Here is a 15,778-nt window from a genome sequence, read left to right on the forward strand (position 1 = left end):
CGGGTCTGTGTCCTCACCACGCGGGCGGCAGGTTCTCGATCACGTCCAAGGTCTCCAGCCACACCGAGCTCTGAAGCGATCGACCGACGCGCGACAGACGGTCGGCCTTGGTGAGGTGGTCCCACTGGGCACGGGTGAACTCACCGAACCCGAGAGAGGACAACCACGCGCACTTCTCGGCGACGGGCACCTTGAGGTCGAGCATCGGGACCGTGGCCATGCCCAGGCGGTGCGCGGCGACGATCCGTTGGAGAAGGACCCCGCCGTCGGAGCGCACCTTGAGTCCGCCGGACTCGATCCGAGCTCGGAGCAGGTTCCACTCGTCGAGAGTGCGCAGCGCGCCCGTGGGGCGGTTCGCACCGACCGTTCCCGGACGGTAGTTCGCCGCGTATCGGGCCTTGTTCTTCGCGCTCAGGTACTCACCAACCGTGTTCCACGGGACCGTCGGGAACGTCGCGACCTCGTAGCTCGCGCCGCCGATCTCAACGAGCTCGGCACGCATCGAGTCCCACACGGGACACCGCTTCATGTCGAAGTCGACGGACACCTTCGGCTTCACGTCGTGAGGGATGAAGTCCTGACGCTTCTCACCAGCAGCCGACAGCTCACGGTGCGACGGGAACACGGTGTGAGCGTTGTCGATCTTGCCCGCGCGCGTCGCTGTCAGATCGTGGAACCAGCGGCGCTCTTCGAGCGACCCGCGCTCGATCCCCGACGGAGTCTTGAGCCCCGCCTTCGCGAGCACGCCGCCGTCGTTGAGCGCGACGTTCCCACGAGTGGTGAGGTTCAGCACGGCGTCCTGCCGGTGCTTGACCTCCCAGAGGGACCGGTCGCCGGTGAGAGCCTCACGCGAGTCGCGGAACACGTCCGCAAGCCCGAACGCGTCGAGAGACTCGATGTCCCCGACCTCGGAAATGAAGCCATCGGTGGTCACCGACAGCACCTCGACCTCGTTGGCGACCGCCAGCAGCAGAGCACGCACGAGCGAGGTGATCATCGAGGCGTGATAGGGCGAGGTCACGGACGACCCGCCGATCTCCTCGGACTCCTGGTCCCAGGCGTTCCACCCGGTCCGGCGCGAGATGTCCTGCACGAGCTTCCCGTAGCAGGAATTGGTCACGACCTTGATGATGAGTTCCTCAAGGGACTTCTTGCCGAACGTCTGCTTGGCGATCCCACGGTCGCGCACCATCTGACGGACGGCATGACGCAGCGACATCGACGGCGAGCCGTCGATCTCAAGCACGCGGAGCCGGTACCCGATCTGCACGCGGACCTTCGCCCCGAGCTTGACGGCCAGGAGTAGCTCCGGCCCCATGGCCCAGGCACCATCCCGCCCTCGGAAGGTCTCAGGGACCTCGCCCAGCGTGTTGATGATGCCTTCGGAGCTCATCGGGTATACAACCGAGCTCTCGACCTTGACCGGGATACACGGCTGAGTCCCTCCGGGGAACTCCCAGGAGACGTAGGCGACAAGCGGTGTCGCGAAGCCCATCGGAAAGTCGTCCACCATGAGCTCACGGTCCTTGAGGACCTGCTCGATGGCACCCTGTTCGTAGTCGACGTCGGCGATGACCCCCATCGCCGACGGATACGCGCTCTGGATGTCGTGGTCGAAGGTCGGGGCGTTGATCTGACCGATGACGAGCGACGAGTTCCACCCGCCGTGGAACGCGCGCGAGCACGCCGAGTGCACCTGATTGGCGTCACCGTCGATGGGCGCGAGATCCAGCTCGGTGTAGTACCCGAGCCCGTCGGACTCAACTTCTTGACCGGTCTTGACCTTCATGAGGCCCTGGAACCGGGCCATGAAGTCGGCCGAACGATCGATTCCCCAGTACCCCATCACGGCGTCCTTCAGGGCGCTGGCCCCACCGCCACTCAGCGTGGTCGGCGGGACGACGTTCTCACCCCAGACCGCCCCCAGGTATTCAAAGACGATGACGGCGTCGTTCGCGGAGTAGTCGAGGAAGTTGAGCAGGTGCTGGTCGGCGAAGTCGCCCATCCGCTCCTTCCAGGACGGATCGACGTCGATCTTCGGGATGCCGACGTTTCGCCCGAGCACGTCCAGGGACTTCATCCCCGGCGCGGCGTGGCCCATGGTGTCGCGGATGATGATCGAGAAGGGGAGGTAACGCTCGCCGGAGCCCTTGGCACCGGACTTCGCGACGATGCGGATCGGGTTGATCGAGATGAGGCCACCGCTCGCCGATCGCACCCGACGCATGACGTCCTCGTAGCGAGCACGAGGCCCAGGGCAGGCGAACGCCGAGAGATCGGCCCTGAGGAAGTGCCCGGCAAGGACGACGCGAATGAGGCCGCGCTTCGCCAGCTTCACCATCGAGACCCCGTAGGAGGTCGCGTGACCACGGGCAGCACGCTGGCCCGCGACCTCCTCGTCGGTCGCCCAGAACTCACGACGGGGCACGCCTCGGGGGTCGGGAAGGCCGACCGTCTCCCACAGCCCCGACTCGCGCGAGACCACGGCCAGGCAGTCCTCGATGCGAAGACGCTCAGGGACGAGCGGCATCAGCACAATGTCGAAGCGCCAGGCGTCGTCAGATGGGTCGATGAGGGCGAACTGGTAGGAGATGATCCGACGGACGGTCTCGCCGGACTCGTTGACCTCGTAGCAGAACTCGGTATCGAACCCGATCACAGGTCGGGTCCGGCCCGTGCCCATCGCCCGGACGGTCGGCAGGTCGGCGAACGCGACGGCAGGGGCGTCGTCGTCGCCAGAGGAGCCAGCGGCGAACGGAGCACCGGCTAGGACTCCATCGTCCGACCCGTCGTCGTCAGTAAACGCGTCCAGATCGAGATCATCCTCATCGAGAGGACCCAGGCCAGCTTCGACCAAATCCACCGAGGGCGACCATGACAACGAAGGTGAATCGGGCTGCGCCGAGGCGTTTCCACGCACGAACGCTCCGTCGTGGCGCGCGGCCTTCCGGCCCGGCCACGACTTCGCTCCCATAGAACAATATGGCCGGAAGTCGTTTTGCTTGGTACACGAGGCTTCTTGAGGGCAAGAAATGACAACCTTCTCGGGAAGGTTGTCACGAGTTGGGCGGTTTTCACCGTCGGCGTTGTCGCCGGAAGGAGCTTCAGGACGGCGCTCAACATGCCGGACTAGCACGGCACAAGGCACCCCATTGACGGCTTCCTCGGAGGCTGTCCAGGAACTTCCATCAAGCTGTGAAGCGATGGTCCGAAAGTCTGACGCACTCATCGCGCACCGCCATCACGGGTGTACCGCTCGGCAGACGAACGCAGATATGCGTCGAGTGTCTCTGGGGTGACCTTCAAACGACCTCCGACGCGGACGGCCTCCAGACGACCTTCGCGAATCGCGCGGCGGAGCGTGTCAACGGAGCCATATCCAGCGTCAGACAGATCCCTCAGCGAATACACAACGGGCGGGGAAATACTGGCAACAGTAGCCATTTGGACCTCACATGGTGGCATCGTTGCCCACCACGTGTGCCAGGTGAGACCCGTCCTAGCATCTCCGGGGTACATCTCCCCGATAAGGTCCCTCACGTCCGATCCTCATCTCGCTCAAGCGAGATCGGCGGCTGCGCCTCCCCGCGTGGGCTCCATGCGGGGCGTCCCTAAGTCTACCGCTTTTGGCTTGATTTGAGCACGTTTACACCGGTCCTCATGGTTCTCCTCCTGGACGAGCCGAAACGCTGTTTGCCGAGGGCTAAGCCGCTGCTGGCAGGGTTGCCAGAAGCAGGTGATCGAGCAGGGGGATGAGTTCGACACGTGCGCCCTGGGCTCCACAAACAACCCCGAGGTTCCGTTGGAACCTCGGGGTTTTCGTGCGCATGACAGCCTCAAGAACAGCTTCTCTATCCCAGACAGGTGGCTCTGATTCTGGGCAAGATGAGTGATCTCGTAGTGGGTGACGTTGTGGCCGCCGTCGCCGAGGTGTGTGTTAGAGCCTGCATGACGTGATACTGGACGAGGTCGCTGAGTCCTGCCGCTGTGGGAATGCTGTCATTGCCCAACATGCTATACATGCATGTTCTATGTTGAGTATGTTTACTCTATCCGGGGTTCCTCGCGAGTTAATGCTTTGGATGAACAGCGGTATTAAGCCGATAAGTGGGGATGCTCGGCCTGTAAGTTAACTCTGGTATGTGAAGCATGTTGATCGTGCTGAGAGGGGTTGCTCCAGTCGGATCGGGGTTTGATTTCCTAGATCTCCCCGGCCTTACCACGTCCAAGCAGATGACACCCAACCCGACAGGAAATAGCACCAATTCCATTGACGTCAATATTGGAGTCAAGTAAGATGACTTCAATATCGAAGTCAATTCTCCCGTGGTCAACACAGCGAAGTGGGGGGTTCGATGCAGTACCAGGGTAAGGTGACGGGTCCGGAATCGCTCGGACGAATGCTGCAGCAAGCGCGCTTGGTGGCGGGGCTGACCCAGCGCGAGCTGGCAAAACAGATCGGCACCACTCAGAAGTATATCTGGGAGCTGGAGTCTGGTAAGCCGTCTATCATGATGGACCGGTTGTTTGCGGCCATGCAGGCAACCGGCATGGAACTCACGGCCACTATCGCTGTCCCCACTGATGAAGGTGCCACTCAAGAGGAGGGCGATCATGGGTGACCTCGTCGTTGAGCTTTACGGTCAGCGGCTCGGTGTGCTGCGTGGAGACTGGCGCACCTTCGATCTGATTCCTGATCCTGCTGCTGCGATTCATTTCGGCCTCGACTCAACGGTGATGTCGATCTCCGCGCCCCTGCAGGTCCGAGCGACTCGTTCGCGAGCACCCATTCGACGCAACTTCTTCGCTGAGCTGTTGCCCGAAGGGCGGATGCGAACGCGACTGGCGCAGACGGCCGGGGTGCCAGAGCATGATGTTATCGCTATGCTCCGCCAGTATGGGCGCGACGTGGCAGGAGCTCTCCATATCTGGGATCCGCAGGTACCCGGCGAACCCAAGAGTCCTCGGTATGAGCCTGTGAAGCAAAGCGATGTGGCTCGCATGCTGGCAGCAGTATCGGAGGAACCGCTGGGAAACAAACCAATCGGTGGGAAAACCTCGCTGGCTGGCGTCCAGGACAAGATTGTCCTGGCTCGCAGGGATGGCAATGGGTGGAGCCGGGTGGTCGACGGAGCTCCTTCGACCCATATTCTCAAGCCTCTTCATGCTCGATATCCGACGCTCATTTACGACGAGGAATACGGTGCGCGACTGGCGCGAGCAGTTGGATTGACCAGTTACGACACATGGGTCGAGGAATTCGATGGGATTCCGGCCGTGGTGATCGAACGCTATGATCGTGACCCCCTGGCCCCTCAAGGGCGTGTCCACCAAGAGGATGGCAACCAAGTGCTAGGAGCTTCTGGGGTGCAGAAGTATCAGCGTGAGGGTGGCGTAGTTACCCTCGAACGCCTGGCGCGAGCTTTCAGAGGTGCGGGCGGCATGCGGATGGTGGAGGCTCTGTTCGGACAAGTCGTGGTGGCAGTGGCTGTCGGCAACCTTGATATGCATGCCAAAAACGTGTCCGTCCTTCATCCGCCGGACGGTACCTGCCGACTGGCTCCCGCCTACGACATGGTGCCTCAGACTCACCTGCCTACAGATGGGGAGCTGGCGTTGGCAGTGAATGGCGTGTACCGGCATGCGTCGGTGACAGGCGGCGATCTGGTTGCTGAGGGTGAGCGGTGGGGCATCTCTGACGCGGCTGCACGTGTCGAGACGATGCTCGCCGACCTGTCCGGAGCTGTCGAGGCCGAAGTGCCCCTACCGGGAGCCCATCCTGGCCTGGTCGATGACATTGGGGGTTTTATCGAGCGACTTCGTCAGGGCTGATCTGCAACGGAATGCTCACCGTTTTAATGTCATAGATTCGGAAGAGAGGGTGCTGAACATGGACATCGTGTTGATTGCTGGCCTGTGGCTCACGGCTGATGTGTGGGATCCGGTGATCGCGGAGCTGGCTGCGCAGGGGCATCGAGGTATCCCAGTTTCTCTACCGGGGCAAGATGACGGTAATAAGCTGGCAACTTTGGCCGACCAGCTCGACGCAGTGAAGCGAGAGATTGCTGCCGCTGATCGCCCATTGCTGGTTGGCCATTCTGCAGCGACTACGTTGGCATGGATGGCCGCTGACTCGGATCCGGATCGCGTGTCCGGCGTGGTCTTTATCGGTGGATTCCCAGAAACCAGTGCTTCGACATACGCGGACTTCTTCGAGCCGGAAGACGGATGGATGAGATTCCCGGGGTGGAAGAGTTTTGAGGGTCCAGATTCTGCAGATTTGTCGGCCAGTGACAAGGACGCCATGCAGAGCCGCATGGTCGGTGTTCCAGAAGGCGTCAGCAAGGGGATGGTGACTCTTTCCTCTCCTGCCCGATTCGCTATACCGGTGACTGTGCTGTGTCCAGAGTTCTCTCCAGAAGTAGCTCAGGAAGTCATCGAGGGAGGGGGCGCTCCTGAACTCGCAGAAACCACAAATCTGGAGCTCGTGAATCTGGAATCGGGGCATTGGCCGATGGTCTCTTGCCCGAAGTTGTTGGCTGAGGCGTTGAACGCGGTGGCTGAGAAGCTTAGCTGAGTGCTGCGTTCGTCTGGAGGCCAGCTATCGGTAGATAGTGTCGTGGCGCCCAATTGAAAATACTTCGATGGTGACAACATCGTCATGAATGACTGCGAGGATGCGATATGAGCCCACGCGATATCGCCATTCTCCGGAGTGGTTGGCGGTCAGTCCTTTGCCTAAAGCGTGAGGATCGAGGCATCCTTCAAGATTGTCTCTGATCCACGTCGCTAGAATCCTTGCGTCAAAGCGGTCCATCTTCTTGAGCTGCTTGCGTGCCTTCGCCGTCAACTCGACCCGGTATGCGACAGGTTTTGAAGACACTAGGCGAGCTCCTCAAGAACCTCATCAATACTGAAACGCTCCCCCTGATCTTCAGCGATTGCTTGCCGAAGCTCCTCAAGATCATAGGAGTCTTCGATTTTCTCCAGGATCGCCGAGCGTGCAAAGTCGGAGATCGTCATTCCTTCAAATTCCGCAAACTTTCGCACGAGTTCGGCGTCGTCTGTGTTCATGCGGATCGTCATTGTCGGCATGCTAACTCCTTCATCATCTCCTGAATACATTGTATTCATGGGCTCCGTGTCTGCAAGAATTCATGCTTTGGAATCCCGAAGGGAACCTTGGTGGCTAAACGTCTTGGACGAGTAAACACTCGTCTCGTTCTCATGGGGCGGCAGAAAACATTGATATCGACGATCCCGCTGATCAGCGTTCGCATCTTCCTTCTGGAGAATCTGCCACGATAGTCACCATGCGACCAACCTTGCGTAGTGGCGAAACGATCGCCGTATTCTCGCCCTCATACCCCATCACCGCTGAAGTGCCGGTGCGCTATGAGCGGGGCCGCAACTACCTCGTTTCACGCGGCTTCACTGTCGTTGAGGGGACGCTCACTGGAAAGAGCGACCACTATCGTTCGGGCACAATCCGTGAACGCGTTGATGAAGTCAACACCCTGATCCGCGATCCTGAGGTTCGTTGCATGATGTCCTCCATCGGTGGGACGAACTCGAATTCGCTACTGCCTTACTTGGATTACGAGGCATTCGCGGACGACCCCAAGGTGGTGATCGGAGCGTCCGATGTGACCGCAATTCTCTTGGCTCTCTACGCGAAAACTGGGGTAATCACCTACTATGGGCCCGCCATGGTCGCCTCCTTTGGAGAATTCCCACCTCTGGTGGATGTGACCTTTGAACGCATGATGGACGCTATCGGAGATGACTCGCCGCGCCCTCTGACGCTGCCCAACCCGCAGGAGTGGACGGAGGAGAGAATCCCATGGTTGACGCAGGACCGCGCTAAAACCTGTCAACCAAACCAACTGCGCACATTGCGCGCAGGCTCAGCTGAGGGGCGTCTCATTGGCGGCAACCTCAACACCATGTCGGCCATCTGGAATACCCCGTATATGCCCCAGATCCGCAAGGGCGACATCCTGCTCATTGAAGACTCTATGAAGGATATTGCGACGGTTGAAAGGCTTTTCGCTCTACTTAAATGCGCGAATGTATTCGGCATACTTGGTGGGCTCATTCTGGGTAAGCATGAGCTTTTTGATGACGCCGGAACGGGACGTGCCCCGAGCGATGTCCTCCTTGAAGTCCTTGACGGTGAAGGTGCATTCCCGATCCTCGCCGATTACGACTGCTGCCATACTCATCCGATGCTCACCTTGCCCATCGGCGGGCAAGTCCACCTCGACGCTGACGAGCAGACCGTCACCTTATTGGACTAGGCGCTGCACTAGCGCCGACTGCCAAGACCTGCCACCATTGATTGATGAGGTGGAACACAAAGAGTACGTGGTTGCGTATTGCGCTGCTTGCGGTGGTCTTTTTCGCTGTGCCGCTGGTGATCAGGCTTCTGACGCCTGACCCCTATCAGAGCACGTCGGCGTTGATCGCCACCATATTTGTTCTTTTCCCGGCGATCGTGATTGCCTTGGCCGTCTGGGATGGGTTTGCCGAGGGCTTGAGTCTGCTGTGGTTGCTGGCACCTTTCGTGGTATTCCTGCCGCCAATGTACATCTTCTTCAATGATTCGGCGTTGATCTATGGGGTGGCCTACTCGATCCTGGCGTTGCTCGCGAACGGCCTCGCCTCCCTCCCGAAGGGCCGCAGCAAGAGCTAAATATTTTGGTCGCACTTGGTGGCGAAAAATAGGGTAAAAACGGCCCGTTTTCTACCACCAGGTGCGACCAAAACCCGTCGGCGCCTACTCTCGCGCCAGCCAGCTCACCAGAGCGCAGAAAAGCTGCTGGTAGCCGGGCCACTCCATGAACTCGCGCGGCGCCCAGTGGGGTGAAATGTCGGTGGCATACGCAGCCGAACGCCCACTCCCGTACTCTTTCACCGCCAGCAGGGGGTCGCCCTCGATGGTGGCGAGCACAGTGGCATCGGGATCGGGGGTGAGTTTTTGGTATCCCAGCAGGTAGGGCCATTGTTTGTCGAGGCCGTCGGTGATGGGATGAGTAATGTCGCTCAGCTGACCGTGGGCCCCTTCTGGCGTTTCGACACGGTCATCCCAGCGTGCGATCGTCACGGGAAGAGCCTCTTCAAGGGGCGTGCCTGCGTAGTTCGCCATGGCGCGAAAGCCCTGGAAGCTGAGGTAGCCGCCAGCCATCATCAGGCCGCCACCAGCGTGGACCCAGTCGCGAAGGACTTTCAGGCGGTTGGGGCGGCGCAGGCCCTGTTCGAATACCTCCGGGGGTAGTAGCAGCGTGTTGGCGCCAATATCGGACAGGATGACCACGTCGTAGGCGTTGAGCTCTTCGACGCTGAAGGGGAAGTCGCTGCCTGCATCGTGGGATCGCAGGTGGGTGACTTCGTGTCCACCTGCACGTAGGGCGGCGAGGAACTCGGTGCAGCCGATGTGGACTTGGGTGTGAGGGAAGGGGTCGAATCCTTTGTGATCGGTAGTGTCGCTGACCCAGGATTCGCCCGCCAGAAGAACTTTCGCCATTGAATGCTCCTTCGTCGAGGGCGGTGGGGGAGGCGTCGGCCTCGCTACGAGGACGTCGCGCGTGGGCCGCCGTATGAACCACTGTAGAGGCAAGCGCACTCGGCCGTGCACTAGGACAAAGGTGGGGAAAATGTGCGGAGCTAAGCTCGCGCAGGTGGTTTTGTTACCAAAAGGTGATCTGTCGAATTATGTTTAACCCGAGAGTGAACGTTAACATCGTCTCTGTGAGCGATCACCTCGCTACATAGCTGTAGTGAGTCCGACATAGCAGTCGGCCATCACCTAGGAGAAAATCAATGAACATTCGTCACCCCTTCGGGAAGCGCGCAGCAGGCTTCGCAGCCGTCTTCGCTGCAGCAGCACTGACCCTTACCGCTTGCTCCGGCGGCGGCGCAGGCGCTGGCGCATCGGCAGAGTCCGGCGCAGCACCGGCACCCGCAGCTGACGGCGAGGTCGTCAAGGTCGGCGTGGCTATGCCCACCCAGACCTCCGAGCGCTGGATCGCTGACGGCGAGGCAGTCAAGAAGGGCCTGGAAGAGGCCGGCTTCGAGGTCGACCTCCAGTTCGCCAACGATGACATCCCCACCCAGACCCAGCAGGTTGACCAGATGATCACCTCTGGCGCCAAGGTCCTCGTCATCGCCGCCATCGACGGCACCGCACTGTCCTCTCAGCTCGACGCCGCTGGCGCCGCAGGCATCCCCGTCGTTTCCTACGACCGCCTGATCCGCGACAACGAGAACGTCAGCCACTACGTGTCCTTCGACAACTACAAGGTCGGCGTCGCACAGGCTAACGCCCTCCTCGTGGGCCTGGGCCTCGTGGACAAGGACGGCAAGGAAAAGGCTGACGCCCCCAAGGGCCCGCTCAACATTGAGCTCTTCGCTGGCTCCCTGGATGACAACAACTCGCACTTCTTCTACAACGGCGCATTCGACACCCTCAAGCCCTTCATCGACAAGGGTGTTCTCGTTGTGAAGTCCGGCCAGACCACCATCGACCAGGTCGCCACCCTGCGCTGGTCGCAGGAAGCCGCTCAGAAGCGTATGGAAGACATCCTCACCTCCAACTACGGCGGTGGCTCTGAGGCTCTCGCTGGCGTTCTCTCCCCCTACGATGGCATCTCCCGCGGCATCATCACCGCCCTCCAGGGCGCTGGCTACGGCCCCGGCCTCGACAAGGGCCTGCCCGTCGTGACCGGCCAGGACGCTGAAATCGCTTCCGTCAAGCTCATCAACGACGGTGTGCAGCAGTCCACCATCTTCAAGGACACCCGTACCCTCGCCAAGCAGGCTGTGAAGGCCGTTGAGGCTCTCGGTAAGGGCCAGGAACCCGAGGTCAACGACGACAAGACCTACGATAACGGCGTCAAGGTCGTTCCCTCCTTCCTCCTGGATGTTCAGACCATCTACAAGGAAGACATCGAGCCCATCATCATCGGCTCGGGCTACTACACCGCTGAAGAGGTCGCCGCAGGCCTCGCTGAGTAATCAGTGAGGGTGGGTGCGCTCGAAATAAAGGGCGCACCCACCCTTTTCAGTCCAATCAGTCCAGCGGAACGGAAGTGACATGACGTCCAATATTCTGGAGATGCGCGACATTGATAAGTCGTTCTCCGGCGTCCAGGTGCTCAAGCACGTCAACTTAGAGGTCCGTCGAGGAGAAATTCACGCACTGTGCGGTGAAAACGGTGCGGGTAAATCCACCCTGATGAAGGTCCTGTCGGGCGTGTATCCTCACGGCCAGTACGGCGGCAGCATCATCTTCGATGGCGAGGAGCAAAGGTTCTCCTCTATTAAGGAATCGGAAGCGGCGGGTATCGGCATCATCCACCAAGAGCTTGCCCTCATCCCCTACCTTTCGGTGGCAGAGAACCTCTTCCTCGGCACCGAAAAGCCCACTCGCGCGGGCCTCATTGACTGGAACGCAGTCAACCACCGCGCACAAGAACTTCTGGCAACCGTGGGTCTGCACGATAACGTGAAGACCCCCGTCGGCCAGCTCGGCGTTGGCAAGCAGCAGCTCATTGAGATCGGTAAGGCTCTGGCGAAGGATGTCAAACTCCTCATCCTCGACGAGCCCACCGCCGCTTTGAACGATAATGACTCGGCCGCCCTCCTCGACATTGTTCGAGGTCTTCGCGACCAGGGCGTGAGCATCGTCATCATCTCCCACAAGCTCAATGAGATCGCGGCCATTGCTGACCGCACGACGATCCTGCGCGACGGTCAAACCATTGAGACCATCGACATGAAGGATCCCGCCTCGACGCAGAACAAGATCATCTCCCTCATGGTTGGCCGCGAACTCTCGCAGCGCTACCCGACACGTGAGTCCCATATTGGTGATGAAATCTTCCGCGTTGAAGACTGGACTGTCTACCACCCGTCCCAAGCTGGGCGCCTCGTCATTAAGGACGCATCCTTCAACGTTCGCCACGGCGAAGTTGTCGGTATTGCGGGCCTGATGGGCGCTGGACGTACCGAACTCGCCATGAGTATCTTCGGTCATTCCTGGGGTCGTGACATCAGCGGCCGCCTGTACAAGGAAGGCAAGGAAATCAAGGCGCGAAGCGTCTCCGAGGCCGTCGAACACGGCATTGCCTACGCCACGGAAGACCGCAAGACCTACGGTCTGAACCTCATTGACGATATCCGCCATAACGTCGCCACCGCCGGCCTGTTCAAGCTTTCTCGTCGCGGCTTTGTCAACGCTCACGAAGAGCTGGCTGTCGCTGTTGGCTACAAGGATGCGATGAATATTCGCGCCTCGTCGGTCCTGCAGCAGGCGGGTTCACTGTCGGGCGGCAACCAGCAAAAGGTTGTGCTCTCGAAGTGGCTCTACACCGACGCAGACGTTCTCATCCTTGATGAGCCCACCCGTGGTATTGACGTTGGCGCCAAGTTCGAAATCTACACCCTCATTAACAAGATGGTGGAGCAGGGCAAGGCCGTTATCGTCATCTCCTCCGAACTTGAGGAAATCCTGGGTATCTCAGACCGTATCTACACCTTGGCGTACGGGCGCATTACCGGCGAAATGCCCGTTGCCGAAGCCACTCAAGAAAAGCTCATGGAACTTATGACCATTGAGCCGACAAGGGAGTCCGACCAGTGACCGATCACATCACTCTCAAAGAACTCATTCGCGCAAACATCCGTCAGGGCGGTATCTTCATCGCCTTCGTTGCGATTGTGATTCTCTTCGCGGCCCTCAACCCCGCGTTCCTCAGCCCCATTAACCTGACGAACATCGTCCTGCAGTACTCCTACATTCTGATCCTGGCCATTGGCATGCTCTTTGTCATTGTCCTGGGCCAGATTGACCTGTCGGTTGGCTCGATCGTGGCAGTGACAGGCGCCCTCTCTGCGGTGCTCGTCGTCAAGATGGGCTACCCGTGGTGGATGGGCGTGATTGCCGCCCTGCTCCTGGGCATCGCCATCGGCGCCTTCCAGGGCTTCTGGGTTGCCTACATGGGTATCCCCGGCTTCATCGTCACCCTGGCCGGCATGCTCCTCTTCCGTGGCCTGACCTTCAACGTGCTGAGCAACGTGTCGGTCTCTCCCTTCCCCAAGGAATACTTCAACATCGCCAATGGCTTCCTGAATGGTCTCTTGGGTGGTCCCGGATTCGACGTATTCACGCTGGTCATCTTCGCGATCGCAGTGGTTGGCTTCACCTTCCAGCAGTGGCGTCAGCGCATGGCTTCCATTGAATACAACCAGGCTGTCGAGGCCCTGTGGATCTTCATCGTCAAGATCGTGGCTGTTGCCGTTGTTGTCATGCTCTTCGCCTTCCAGCTCGCATCGGCTCGCGGTCTGCCCATCGTGCTGATCCTGCTGGCGCTGCTCATCCTCATCTACGGCACCATCAGCCAGTCCACCGTCTTTGGCCGTAATGTCTACGCCATTGGTGGTAACAAGTCCGCCGCACGCCTGTCCGGTATTAACGTCCGTGGCGTCTCCTTCTGGGTCTACGTCAACATGGGCTTCCTTGCCGCTATTGCTGGCGTGGTCTACTCGGCTCGTATGAATGGTGCTCAGCCTTCCGCTGGCAACATGTTCGAGCTTGACGCCATTGCTGCCTGCTTCATCGGCGGCGCCTCCACCACCGGTGGTGTGGGTCGTATTGCTGGCGCAATGATTGGTGGTCTGATCATGGCTGTCATGTCCAATGGCATGCAGCTCATGGGTGCTTCGACCTCCACCCAGCAGATCGTTAAGGGCGCGGTGCTTCTGCTTGCAGTTGCCTTCGACGTCTACAACAAGCGTCGCGCAGGTTCCCTGGCCTGATCCTCGCTTAAGGCTGGACACTTAAGCCGGTCTGCCCAAGGCGCGGCGGTTCGATACACGGTATTGCAGCCGCCGCGCCTTTGGCGTATCAACGGTCGATAATGAGGGCCTAAAACTCATGGAAAAACCGCCTCAGTCGGCGCATCGTCGCGCCCGAATGCACGATGTCGCCGCGCTTGCCAAGGTCTCGCACCAAACGGTGTCGCGCGTCATTAACGGAGTGGGCGTTGTTGCCCCTGAAACCCGTGAACGTGTCCTTGAAGCCATCAAAACCTTGGGCTACCGTCCCAATTCGACTGCGCGTGCTCTTGTCACACAACGCTCGGGATTGCTGGGCATTATTAACCCCGCTCAAAGCTACTTTGGTCCAAGCTCTATGCAGCTCGGCGTTGAGCTTGCCGCCCACCATCGGGGTTTCCTCACGGTCTTGTCTCCGTTGGAGGAATTCACCGCAGAGACGCTCAGTGACGCTATTGGGCGCTTCACGAGTTTGTCTGTCGAGGCCATCATCCTCATTGAGCCGCTCGAGTCAATCCTGGAGGGGCTGGATGATTTGGACGCGCCGATGCCCCTCGTTGCCGTCATGTCACCGGAGATGGGGCGCCGCTTGGGCACTGCTACGGCGACCTTGGATCATATTCCGGGGATTCGGGCGTTGATTGCGCATTTGCGTTCGCTTGGGCATGAGGATATTGCACATCTGGCGGGTAGGGATGGCTGGTACGAGTCGCGGGAGCGTGAGGAGTGCTACGTGACCGAGATGCAGGCCGCTGGCTTGACTCCTCGTGTCATTCCGACGAACTCGTGGGCGGCGCAGGCTGGTTTTGATGCGGTGATGGCCGTGCCCTTAGAGGCGATGCCGACGGCGGTGATGGCGGCCAGCGATGATTTAGCTCTTGGTGCGATGCATGCGCTGCACTTGCGTGGCTTGCGGGTGCCTGAGGACGTCAGTGTGGTCGGTGTGGACGATAGTCCGGCCTCCCCTTTCCTCACGCCCAGTTTGACGACTGTCCGCCAGGATTTTGCGGCTTTAGGTAAGGCGCTGGTGGATTTAGCGCTGGAGTGTGTGGAGAGTGGGCAGGCTGGGGCGCGTATGATTCCGGTGGATCTGATCGTGCGCGATTCAAGTGGGAAGGCGCGCACGCATTCCCTTGGTTGAGCGTTCTGCTTCCTCATGTGGTCGGGCGCTAAGGGCGGGTATCCTTAGGGAGGAACACTCTCTACCGCTTTCAAGGACGAAATGATGGACCATCGTAATCCCGCCACATGGACCCCCGAGTTTGCCGCTGAGGTTCAGCGCGTGCGCGAGTATGTTGCTGATTTGCATGCGGAGTTGCCGCGCTGGGAGCTGGTGGTGTGGACCGCCGGGAATGTCTCGCAGCGTATTCGCGGCGAGGCCGAAGACGGCTCCCAGGATCTGTTGGTCATCAAGCCCTCTGGTGTTTCTTACGATGATCTCAGCGCCGAGGCGATGGTGGTGTGCGACCTCGACGGGCAGCTGATTCAGGGCGCGGGCAAGCCGTCCTCAGATACTGCTGCTCACGCCTACGTTTACCGCCATATGCCTCATATTGGGGGAGTGGTGCACACGCACTCGACCTACGCCACCGCTTGGGCCGCGCGAGGCGAGGCCATCCCCTGCGTCCTGACGATGATGGGTGACGAGTTCGGTGGTGATATTCCCGTTGGCCCCTTCGCGCTGATCGGTGATGATTCGATTGGTAAGGGCATTGTCGACACCCTCAAGGATCACCCCAGCCCTGCTGTGCTCATGCAAAACCATGGGCCTTTCACGATAGGGAAGGATGCGCGTGCTGCGGTGAAGGCCGCTGTCATGGTTGAAGAGGTTGCCCGCACGGTGCATATTGCCCGTCAGGGTGGTGACCTGATTCCGATTCCGAAGGAGGCTATTGAGAGCCTCTACGCCCGTTACCAGAACGTTTACGGCCAGTAATCCTTC

At 59.9% G+C, this 15,778-nt stretch carries 15 protein-coding genes; 10 read left to right on the forward strand and 5 right to left on the reverse strand.

The window, feature by feature from the left end; all coding sequences use genetic code 11:
- Positions 1-13: 13 nt before the first annotated feature.
- Positions 14-2,920, reverse strand: a complete 2,907-nt coding sequence (locus HWX48_RS09500) for a hypothetical protein (RefSeq protein ID WP_175956957.1) — start codon at positions 2,918-2,920, stop codon at positions 14-16.
- 305 nt (positions 2,921-3,225) lie between these two features.
- Entirely contained in the window at positions 3,226-3,444 is a 219-nt protein-coding gene (locus tag HWX48_RS09505; protein ID WP_175956959.1) for a helix-turn-helix domain-containing protein, read from the reverse strand.
- A 911-nt stretch (positions 3,445-4,355) separates the two neighbouring features.
- Here HWX48_RS09505 and HWX48_RS09510 point away from each other — a divergent pair.
- The 3 genes from HWX48_RS09510 to HWX48_RS09520 are packed head-to-tail and all read left to right on the forward strand — an operon-like array spanning position 4,356 to position 6,577.
- Positions 4,356-4,622, forward strand: a complete 267-nt coding sequence (locus tag HWX48_RS09510) for a helix-turn-helix domain-containing protein (protein ID WP_175956961.1) — start codon at positions 4,356-4,358, stop codon at positions 4,620-4,622.
- Positions 4,615-5,832: a type II toxin-antitoxin system HipA family toxin gene (locus HWX48_RS09515; protein WP_175956963.1), complete on the forward strand. Its 1,218-nt coding sequence runs from the start codon at positions 4,615-4,617 to the stop codon at positions 5,830-5,832. Before HWX48_RS09510 ends, HWX48_RS09515 begins: the two co-directional genes overlap by 8 nt.
- Positions 5,833-5,890: 58 nt before the next feature.
- The gene (locus HWX48_RS09520; protein WP_175956965.1) at positions 5,891-6,577 is read left to right on the forward strand and encodes an alpha/beta fold hydrolase; all 687 of its coding nucleotides are present in this window, start codon (positions 5,891-5,893) and stop codon (positions 6,575-6,577) included.
- A gap of 24 nt (positions 6,578-6,601) precedes the next feature.
- Here HWX48_RS09520 and HWX48_RS09525 read toward each other — a convergent pair whose 3' ends face one another.
- The gene (locus HWX48_RS09525; RefSeq protein ID WP_175956968.1) at positions 6,602-6,883 is read right to left on the reverse strand and encodes a type II toxin-antitoxin system RelE/ParE family toxin; all 282 of its coding nucleotides are present in this window, start codon (positions 6,881-6,883) and stop codon (positions 6,602-6,604) included.
- Positions 6,883-7,095 carry a type II toxin-antitoxin system RelB family antitoxin gene (relB, locus tag HWX48_RS09530; protein ID WP_175956970.1) on the reverse strand — a complete coding sequence of 71 codons (213 nt, stop codon included), beginning with the start codon at positions 7,093-7,095 and terminating at the stop codon, positions 6,883-6,885. Before relB ends, HWX48_RS09525 begins: the two co-directional genes overlap by 1 nt.
- Before the next feature lie 218 nt (positions 7,096-7,313).
- Between relB and HWX48_RS09535 the strand changes: the two genes are divergently transcribed.
- Complete coding sequence (locus HWX48_RS09535) at positions 7,314-8,300, forward strand: S66 peptidase family protein (protein ID WP_175956971.1); 987 nt, start codon at positions 7,314-7,316, stop codon at positions 8,298-8,300.
- Between the two features lie 71 nt (positions 8,301-8,371).
- Positions 8,372-8,695, forward strand: a complete 324-nt coding sequence (locus HWX48_RS09540) for a hypothetical protein (protein WP_254873058.1) — start codon at positions 8,372-8,374, stop codon at positions 8,693-8,695.
- An 84-nt stretch (positions 8,696-8,779) separates the two neighbouring features.
- Here the strand turns inward: HWX48_RS09540 and HWX48_RS09545 are convergent, their stop codons facing one another.
- Positions 8,780-9,526: a glutamine amidotransferase gene (locus tag HWX48_RS09545; RefSeq protein ID WP_175956975.1), complete on the reverse strand. Its 747-nt coding sequence runs from the start codon at positions 9,524-9,526 to the stop codon at positions 8,780-8,782.
- Positions 9,527-9,822: 296 nt separating this feature from the next.
- Between HWX48_RS09545 and chvE the strand changes: the two genes are divergently transcribed.
- The 5 genes from chvE (at position 9,823) to HWX48_RS09570 (ending at position 15,772) form a co-directional block, all read left to right on the forward strand.
- Positions 9,823-11,016 carry a multiple monosaccharide ABC transporter substrate-binding protein gene (gene chvE, locus HWX48_RS09550; RefSeq protein ID WP_175956977.1) on the forward strand — a complete coding sequence of 398 codons (1,194 nt, stop codon included), beginning with the start codon at positions 9,823-9,825 and terminating at the stop codon, positions 11,014-11,016.
- Between the two features lie 79 nt (positions 11,017-11,095).
- Positions 11,096-12,643: a multiple monosaccharide ABC transporter ATP-binding protein gene (gene mmsA, locus HWX48_RS09555; RefSeq protein ID WP_175956979.1), complete on the forward strand. Its 1,548-nt coding sequence runs from the start codon at positions 11,096-11,098 to the stop codon at positions 12,641-12,643.
- Positions 12,640-13,818, forward strand: coding sequence for a multiple monosaccharide ABC transporter permease (gene mmsB / locus HWX48_RS09560; RefSeq protein ID WP_175956981.1), 1,179 nt, complete (start codon positions 12,640-12,642; stop codon positions 13,816-13,818). The genes mmsA and mmsB overlap by 4 nt, the downstream gene beginning before the upstream one ends.
- A gap of 118 nt (positions 13,819-13,936) precedes the next feature.
- Complete coding sequence (locus HWX48_RS09565) at positions 13,937-14,977, forward strand: LacI family DNA-binding transcriptional regulator (RefSeq protein WP_175956983.1); 1,041 nt, start codon at positions 13,937-13,939, stop codon at positions 14,975-14,977.
- A gap of 84 nt (positions 14,978-15,061) precedes the next feature.
- Positions 15,062-15,772 carry an L-ribulose-5-phosphate 4-epimerase gene (locus HWX48_RS09570; RefSeq protein ID WP_175956986.1) on the forward strand — a complete coding sequence of 237 codons (711 nt, stop codon included), beginning with the start codon at positions 15,062-15,064 and terminating at the stop codon, positions 15,770-15,772.
- Positions 15,773-15,778 lie beyond the last annotated feature (6 nt).

The sequence above is a fragment of the Schaalia sp. Marseille-Q2122 genome (assembly GCF_903645355.1).
Taxonomy (GTDB): Bacteria; Actinomycetota; Actinomycetes; order Actinomycetales; family Actinomycetaceae; genus Pauljensenia.